Raw genomic sequence first — 7161 nt, forward strand, 5'->3', positions numbered from 1 at the left:
TGGCCTCTTCGCGGGCACGCCCGCTCCGTCAGCTTGGGCGCTATCCCTGTGGGAGCGGGCGTGCCCGCGAAGAGGCCGGCTCAGGCAACGACAATCAGTAAGCCATGCTCCAGGTCAGGGTGTAGGTGCGGCCCCGGCCCTGGTAGTCATACAGATAGGCCGGCCCGTAGGTCGGCGAGTAGAACAGCGTCGCCCGCTGCCCCCACACGGTGCTGTACTGCTTGTCCAGCAGGTTCTGGATCCCCGCGCTGAACGTGCCGAAACCGCTGTCCTGGCTGGCCAGCAAGTCAAAGGTGGTGTAGCCGTCGATTTCATGATCGGCATCGTCCTTCAGACTGAAGGCGTGGTTGGCCTGCAGCCGCGCACTGCGGCCATCGCCCTTCCAGCCGACGAACGCGGTGGCCTTGGACAATGAGGCATAGCGGGCGTCGCGCTTGATCCAGTCGCCGTCGGCATCTTCTTCCTCGGAACGGGTCAGGTGCAGGGTTCCACCCGCCTCCCAGCCCGCCAGGAAGTGCCGGGTCAATGCGCCCTCAAAGCCGAAATCGCGGCTTTTCTGATCCTCGACGTCGATGGTCAGCGTCTGCGAGTCGACGTTGATGATCTTGTCCGACCAGATGTAGTACAGCGCGGCCTGCGCGTCCCAGTCGAGGTCGGCATAGCGCCAGCCCAGTTCGACCTGGCGGCTCTTGATACCGGCCAGCGGGTTGTCCGCCACGCTCAGGCCAGGCTTGCCGTAGTACTTGGCCGGGTCTGGCAGGTCGAAACCTTCACCATAGTTGGCCCACAGCTGATGACCGTTCTTGAAGTCGTAGATGGCGCCGACGTTGTACAGGTTGACCTCATAGTCGTTACTTCCACCGGGCACGCCCTTGAAGTCGCTGACATCCACATCCATCTGCTGGCGCCGGGCGCCGCCGGACAAGGTCAGGTTGTCGCTGGCATGCCAGTCGAGCTGGGCGTAGACCGAAACGCCATCGACCCGATAGCTGGGGTAACGCTCGGCCTTGCTTTGCTTATCCAGGTCCAGCCCACCGCTCTGGGAGGACGTCAGCGCATCGAACGTGGTCTGGTCGGCGTTGAAACGCTCGCGATCCAGGTCGACGCCGTAGGTCAGCTTGAGGCTGTCCCATTGCTTGGCGAACAGCCCCTTGAGGCTGGTGACTTCGAAGTTCTGTTGCGAGGCAGCGAAATACACGCCACGCGACCCGCTCGGAGTGGCACGGTTGTAGTACGGGAACGGATAGAAATTGTCGTCTTCCTTGCGGTACGAGGCCTGCAAGTAGAAGTCCTGGCCCAGCACGTCGGTGTGATGGTAATTGGCGTTGAGCAACAGGCGCCGGGTGCGTGGCTCAAGGTCAGAGGAATAACCGCTGCGCAGTTCGGCGTCCTCCAGGTCCGAGGGGGCGTTGTAGTTGAGGTTGGGGAAGTAGATGCCGGTACTGCCGTGGTTGCCGGAATCGTAGTACTGGGCCAGCAGGTCGAGGCTTTGCTCGTCGGTGAATTTCAGGCCGAGGGTGCCCAGCACATCCACAGTGCGGTTGTACTGCAGGTCGGTCTGGGTGTTATCGATGAAGATCTGCTCGCCCGCGCCATCGTAGAAGGCTTCGTTCTGCTCCCCGGAGATCCCCAGGCGCGCGTTGACCCGGTCGTTGCCGCCACTGATCGACTGGGCGAAACGAGTGGCCAGGTCATCACTGTTGTTGAAACCGCTGCTGGCACCGAGCTGGGTCTCGAAGCGTGCCGGGCCCGCTTCGCCCTTTTTAGTGACGATATTGATGATGCCGCCCGTGGCGCCACCGCCGTAGATGGCGCTGGCGCCAGACAGCACCTCGACGCGTTCGACGTTGAACGGCGAAATGCTGTCGAACTGGCGCGACAGGCCGCGCGAGCTGTTCTGGCTGACACCGTCGATCATCACCAGCACATTGCGCCCGCGCATGTTCTGGCCATAGTTGGTGCGCCCTTCGGGCGCCAGGTCGAGGCCCGGCACCAGCTTGCCGATCGCCTCCTTGAGGCTGACGCCGCTGTCGATCTGTTCACGCAGCTGCTGCTGGTCAACCACCCACACCGTGCCGGGGATTTCGCTGATGGCGGTGCTGGTGCGCGAGGCGACGCTGACTTCGATGGGCTTGAGGTTGACCGCCTGCGGCGCGGGCACGGTCTTGCGCAGGGTGACCGTGCCGGCATCGCTGAACTGCCAGGCCATGTCACTGCCTGCCAGCAGCAGCTGCAGCGCCTGCTCGATACTGTAGCTGCCCTGCAGCGCCGGGCTGCTCAGGCCGGCCACATCCCCGGTGGTGTACAGCAGGTGCAGGCCCGCCTGGTCGGCAAATGCGGTCAGGGCTTGATCCAGCGTTTGTGCTGGCAGGTCCAGTCGAACCTGGCGCGCCTGAACCTGCGCTGCCACGTCTGTGGCGGCCCACGCCTGCAAGGAGCCGGCGAACATGGCCAGGGCACTGCAGGACATCAGGGCATGGTGAAGGCGACCGCTGCGACGGTAGTTGGGCTTGGGCAAGAGAGGCACGAATGAGCTTCCAGACAAGTCGTGAATGAGAATGGGTTGCTGATCAGTCCCACTACGACGTTCTGGCTTGCACGAACTTGCAGCGCCAAATGAAAAAAATTTCGATTATTTTTTACAGGCTTAGTGCACGACGGCCAGCCAGGGCAGATAGGTGACTTTCAGACCATAACGCTGCTCCAGAGTGCGCAGCAGGCCCTGCGGCTCGTTCAAATCGAACACACCGCTGACTTCGAGTGCCGAGAGCGTATGGTCGGAAAGCAGAATGCGGCCATGCTGGTAACGCTCGAGTTCGGCCAGTACCTGCCCAAGCGGTTTGCCATTGAAGATCAGCTTGCCACGCTGCCAGGCCGTCTGCGCGCTGGCGTCGACGGCGATGGCCAGGTTGCGATCGCCGAGCCGGGCTGCCCCTTTGGCCAGCACCACGTGGCCGTCACGGCGCACACTGAAGGTGGCCGCACTGCCCCGCACGGCCTCACCGGCGGTTTCGACGACGAAGGGCCTTGGGTCATCGGTGGTTTCGAACAATGCCTCGCCAGCTTGCAGCGTCACCCGGCGTTCGTTGGCGCTGAAGGCCACATCGAGGGCGCTGGCGCTGTTGAGCAGTACCCGCGAACCGTCTGCGAGGGTGATACGCTGCCGCTCGCCCATGCCCGTGTGATAGTCCGCCAGCCACACCGGCACCTGTTGCCAGCTGCCGTAACCTGCCATCAGCAGCACCAGCGCGGCAGCGGTGCCTGCCGCCCAGTGGCGCTTGCTGCTGCGCCTGGGCGCGGCTTCCAACGCTTGGGCGGCCTGTGTATGCCCCAGATCCTGCCACAGCGCTTCGGCCTCATGTGCCGCCTCGGCATGCGCCGGGCTGAGCTGGCACCAGCGCCGATAGCGTGCCCGATCGGTCGCACTGGCCTGGCCCGAGTGCAGCAGTACCTGCCAGTCGAGGGCATCGTCGGACAAGTCACTGATCGGCTGCGGAGCGTGCATGGTCGAAGTTTCAGTCATGGTTGTGCTTGAGCCAGTCGCGGCAATGGCGCAGGGCCTGGCCGATGTATTTTGCCACCATGCTCTCGGAAACGCCCAACCGTTGTGCGATCTGCGCCTGGGTCAGACCTTCGACACGGTTCAGCAGCAGCGCCTGGCGAGCATTGCTGGATAACTGCAGCAGTGCTTCGTCGAGTATCTGCAGGCGCTCCCGGGCCAACAGCGTCGCCTCCGGCGCCGGCGCCGGGCAGGCCACCTCCCCTGCGCCATCGCTGCCCTCATGGCTGGCGGCGATACGCTGTTCGCGGCGCAGCGCATCGATGGCCAGATTGCCAGCCACGCGGAAGATGAAGCTGCGCGCATGCAGCACCGGCATCGCCTGCTCGTCGATCTTGACCAGTTTCAGGTAAGTCTCCTGCGCCACGTCGGCGGCACGCTGCCGATCGCTCATGCGCCGGGTGAGGAACTGCAGCAGGTCGTCGTAGTGCTCCTGGAAACTTGCCAGCAGAGCGGACACGGGAGACGTCAGCATGGGGTAAAGCACTGCCAGTAGGAGAAATTATCGGGCGTTAATGAGAAACAGTATCTTTCATAACGCCCTGTGCTTTCAACGCTGTCGTGCTTTTGCCACACTGCAGGCACCACTTCGTCGGTAAGGACCTTCCATGGCTGCCCATTTGCGCCGTTCCCTTCGCCTGCTGCTGGTGCTGATGCTGGCTGGCGGGCTCAACGCCTGCGCACTGTTCCAGGCCCGCGACCCGCTCACTATCAGCGTGATCGGCATCGAGCCGCTGCCGGGGCAGGAGCTGGAAATGCGCATGGCGGTGAAAATGAGAGTGCAGAACCCCAACGAGTCGCCCATCGACTATAACGGTGTTGCGTTGAGCCTGGAGGTGAACGGCCAGCCGCTGGCGTCTGGGGTCAGTGATCAGCAAGGGCGCATTGGCCGTTACGACGAAGCCGTGATCGTGGTGCCAGTGAGCATCACGGCGTTCGCGTTCCTGCGCCAGGCCTATGGCCTGGGCAAGCTCGATTCACTGCAAGGGATGCCTTACAAACTGCGTGGCAAGCTGGCCAGCGGGCCGTTTGGCACCGTGCGCTTCACCGATGAAGGCAAGCTGGACCTGCCCAAGGAGGGCAGCCTGTATTGATAGGGCAAGGGATCAGCGACTGGCGCTGGCGGCAGCCATCATCTTGTTGACCTCGCTGCGGACCATACTGGCGAATTCTGGCGGCGACATCGCGTCCAGCTCGCCACGCACCCACTCAGCCCACTTGCCTTTGCGGCGCGGCTTTTCAGCGATCAGCCGCGCAGCTTCACCCTTGGCCTTGCCCAGGTTGTTCTGCCACAGCTCGAACAGCCGGGCCTTTTCCGCCTCGATCTGTGCCCGTTCCTCGAAGCTCATGTTGGCCAGATTGAAAGTCATGAAGGTACCTGCCTGTTGTAAATGGCCGCTATCTTACACTCAGGCGCCGGATCATCGGCAAAGCCTTCGCAACTTTCCCGCCGCGCAGGCATCCATTGTTCTAACAATCCCATCGACGAGGACGTGTTCATGGCCCGGAAAACCGCCGCACTGGCAGACAGTGATCAGATCAAGGACCAAGTGTTCAGTGAACTGCAGGCATTGATCGAAGAATCGGAAAAACTGCTGAACGACAGCGCCGCACTGGTTGGCGAAGAAGCCGAGACGCTGCGTGCCCAGGTCAGCCTGAAACTGCGCCAGGCTCGCCAGGCCGCCGGCCAGGTGCGCGCCAAGGCGCAACCGGTGGTGGACGCCACTCAGGACTACATCGGTGGCCATCCATGGCAGACCGTGGCAGTGTCTGCAGGCTTTGGCCTGGTGGTCGGCCTGCTGCTGGGGCGCCGCTACTGAGCGTCAGGCCGCTAGCGCCATCGGGATGCCGCTGTGAAAACGTAGCTCCTGGTCCGGTGACAGGATCAGTTCGGCTTCCGCTTCGCGCACCAGGGTGACGCGGCGGGCGATATCCGCCTCGTCACCGTACTGCTGGGCCAGTTTCAGGTAACCCTGATAGTGGCGTGCTTCGCTTTTCAACAAGCCGTGATAGAAGGTACCGAGCTCTTCATCGAGGTGCGGCACCAAGGCAGCAAAGCGTTCGCAACTACGGGCTTCGATGAATGCCCCGACCACCAGCGTATCCACCAGCTTCACCGGCTCGTGAGCGCGCACCAGACGGCGCAGGCCAGACGCATAGCGCCCTGCCGAGACCGGCCGCAATGGCACGCCACGACGCTTCATCAGCCGCAGTACCTGTTCGTGATGCACCAGCTCTTCGCGGGCCAGGCGCGACATCATGTTGATCAGGTCCAGGTGAGTGTTGTACTTGGCGATCAGGCTCAGGGCAGTGCTGGCCGCCTTGAACTCGCAATTCTTGTGATCGATCAGTAGGGTTTCCTGGTCGGCGAGTGCCGCTTCGATCCAGGCATCTGGGGTCGGGCAGCCGAGAAAGGCATCGATTTCTGGGATCAGCGACATAAGCGAACAACCACACTGGACAGGCAAGACCGGCGATTATACCGAGGGCGGCGGGTATCGCCAGTGACTATGCTTGATGTACATCAAACGGCGACGCGGGAAGCGCCGACTATAGTCAGGCATTGGTCGCAACCTTTGAACGGAGTTCAAGCCCATGCAAGCGGTCCGCAGCATCCTCGTTGTCCTCGACCCGGAACATGCCCATAGCCGTGCACTGACCCGGGCCAAGCTGATTGCCAGCGTAACGGGTGCTCGCCTGCATCTGCTGATGTGTGACAAGAAGCATGACCACAGTGCGTTGCTCAGCTTGCTCAGCAGCCAATTGCATGATGATGGCTACGACAATGTCAGCCATGAGCAGAACTGGCACGAGAGCTTGCATGAATCGATCATCGCCGTGCAGCAGGCCGAGGGTTGCGAGCTGGTGATCAAAGAGCACCGGCCGGACAGCCCGCTGAAAAAGGCCCTGCTGACGCCTACCGACTGGAAGCTGTTGCGCCAGTGCCCCTGTGCGGTCCTGATGGTCAAGAGCGAACGACCCTGGGCCGGTGGCGTGATTCTGGCAGCGGTGGATGTCGGCAACCAGGACGAGGATCATCGTCGCCTGCATGCCAGCATTATCGACCACGGTTATGCGATTGCCGGGTTGGCCAAGGGCGACCTGCATGTCGTCAGTGCGCACCCCTCCCCCATGCTGTCGGCGTCAGACCCGGTTTATCAGCTGAGTGAAACCATCGAGAAGCGCTATCGCGAGGCCTGCAGTGCGTTCCAGGCCGAATACGATATCAGTGAAGACCGCCTGCATGTCGCGGAAGGGCCAGCTGATGTGTTGATTCCCCATTTGCAGAAGCAGCTCGATGCCGTGGTCACGGTGATCGGCACTGTCGCCCGCACAGGGATTTCCGGGGCCCTTATCGGCAATACCGCTGAAGTGGTGCTCGATTCGCTGGAAAGCGATGTGCTGGTGCTCAAGAGCGAAGAAGCGACGGCACACCTGGCGGAACTGGCCCGGGGCTGAACGCTTCCTGGGCCAGAAAGACAAAACCCCTACCTGCATGTGCAGATAGGGGTTTTGCGAAATGAATCTTGACGATGACCTACTCTCACATGGGGAAACCCCACACTACCATCGGCGATGCATCGTTTCACTACTGAGTTCGG

At 62.2% G+C, this 7161-nt stretch carries 7 protein-coding genes, 1 rRNA gene and 1 pseudogene; 3 read left to right on the top strand and 6 right to left on the bottom strand.

Annotation, left to right across the window (positions count from 1 at the left end; genetic code table 11):
* Positions 1 to 94 precede the first annotated feature (94 nt).
* The 3 genes and pseudogenes from L6D64_RS23505 to L6D64_RS23515 form a co-directional block, all read right to left on the bottom strand.
* Positions 95 to 2518: a TonB-dependent receptor gene (locus tag L6D64_RS23505; protein ID WP_176508660.1), complete on the bottom strand. Its 2424-nt coding sequence runs from the start codon at positions 2516 to 2518 to the stop codon at positions 95 to 97.
* 129 nt (positions 2519 to 2647) lie between these two features.
* Entirely contained in the window at positions 2648 to 3523 is an 876-nt protein-coding gene (locus tag L6D64_RS23510) for a FecR family protein (RefSeq protein ID WP_236192592.1), read from the bottom strand.
* A gap of 4 nt (positions 3524 to 3527) precedes the next feature.
* Positions 3528 to 4034, bottom strand: a pseudogene (locus L6D64_RS23515) (RNA polymerase sigma factor); the annotation flags it as partial.
* A 133-nt stretch (positions 4035 to 4167) separates the two neighbouring features.
* Between L6D64_RS23515 and L6D64_RS23520 the strand changes: the two are divergent.
* Positions 4168 to 4653, top strand: coding sequence for an LEA/WHy family protein (locus L6D64_RS23520; RefSeq protein WP_176508656.1), 486 nt, complete (start codon positions 4168 to 4170; stop codon positions 4651 to 4653).
* 12 nt (positions 4654 to 4665) lie between these two features.
* Here the strand turns inward: L6D64_RS23520 and L6D64_RS23525 are convergent, their stop codons facing one another.
* Positions 4666 to 4929: a hypothetical protein gene (locus L6D64_RS23525; RefSeq protein ID WP_054884860.1), complete on the bottom strand. Its 264-nt coding sequence runs from the start codon at positions 4927 to 4929 to the stop codon at positions 4666 to 4668.
* A gap of 129 nt (positions 4930 to 5058) precedes the next feature.
* Here L6D64_RS23525 and L6D64_RS23530 point away from each other — a divergent pair, with 129 nt between their 5' ends.
* Positions 5059 to 5379, top strand: a complete 321-nt coding sequence (locus L6D64_RS23530; protein WP_176508657.1) for an ElaB/YgaM/YqjD family protein — start codon at positions 5059 to 5061, stop codon at positions 5377 to 5379.
* 3 nt (positions 5380 to 5382) lie between these two features.
* Here the strand turns inward: L6D64_RS23530 and L6D64_RS23535 are convergent, their stop codons facing one another.
* Positions 5383 to 6000 (bottom strand): MiaE family protein, encoded by a 618-nt coding sequence (locus tag L6D64_RS23535; protein ID WP_054884858.1) that lies wholly within the window; start codon positions 5998 to 6000, stop codon positions 5383 to 5385.
* 154 nt (positions 6001 to 6154) lie between these two features.
* Between L6D64_RS23535 and L6D64_RS23540 the strand changes: the two genes are divergently transcribed.
* Positions 6155 to 7018 (top strand): universal stress protein, encoded by an 864-nt coding sequence (locus L6D64_RS23540; RefSeq protein WP_176508658.1) that lies wholly within the window; start codon positions 6155 to 6157, stop codon positions 7016 to 7018.
* Positions 7019 to 7084: 66 nt separating this feature from the next.
* Here the strand turns inward: L6D64_RS23540 and rrf are convergent.
* A 5S ribosomal RNA gene (gene rrf, locus L6D64_RS28660) occupies positions 7085 to 7161 on the bottom strand; the annotation flags it as partial.

The organism is Pseudomonas urethralis (assembly GCF_021602465.1).
Lineage (GTDB): Bacteria > Pseudomonadota > Gammaproteobacteria > Pseudomonadales > Pseudomonadaceae > Aquipseudomonas > Aquipseudomonas vlassakiae.

Bases quoted from the DNA above. Each gene is read 5' to 3' on its own strand.
- L6D64_RS23535 (WP_054884858.1), bottom strand. From the start codon at position 6,000: ATGTCGCTGATCCCAGAAATCGATGCCTTTCTCGGCTGCCCGACCCCA.
- L6D64_RS23510 (WP_236192592.1), bottom strand. From the start codon at position 3,523: ATGACTGAAACTTCGACCATGCACGCTCCGCAGCCGATCAGTGACTTG.
- L6D64_RS23540 (WP_176508658.1), top strand. From the start codon at position 6,155: ATGCAAGCGGTCCGCAGCATCCTCGTTGTCCTCGACCCGGAACATGCC.
- L6D64_RS23520 (WP_176508656.1), top strand. From the start codon at position 4,168: ATGGCTGCCCATTTGCGCCGTTCCCTTCGCCTGCTGCTGGTGCTGATG.
- L6D64_RS23525 (WP_054884860.1), bottom strand. From the start codon at position 4,929: ATGACTTTCAATCTGGCCAACATGAGCTTCGAGGAACGGGCACAGATC.
- L6D64_RS23530 (WP_176508657.1), top strand. From the start codon at position 5,059: ATGGCCCGGAAAACCGCCGCACTGGCAGACAGTGATCAGATCAAGGAC.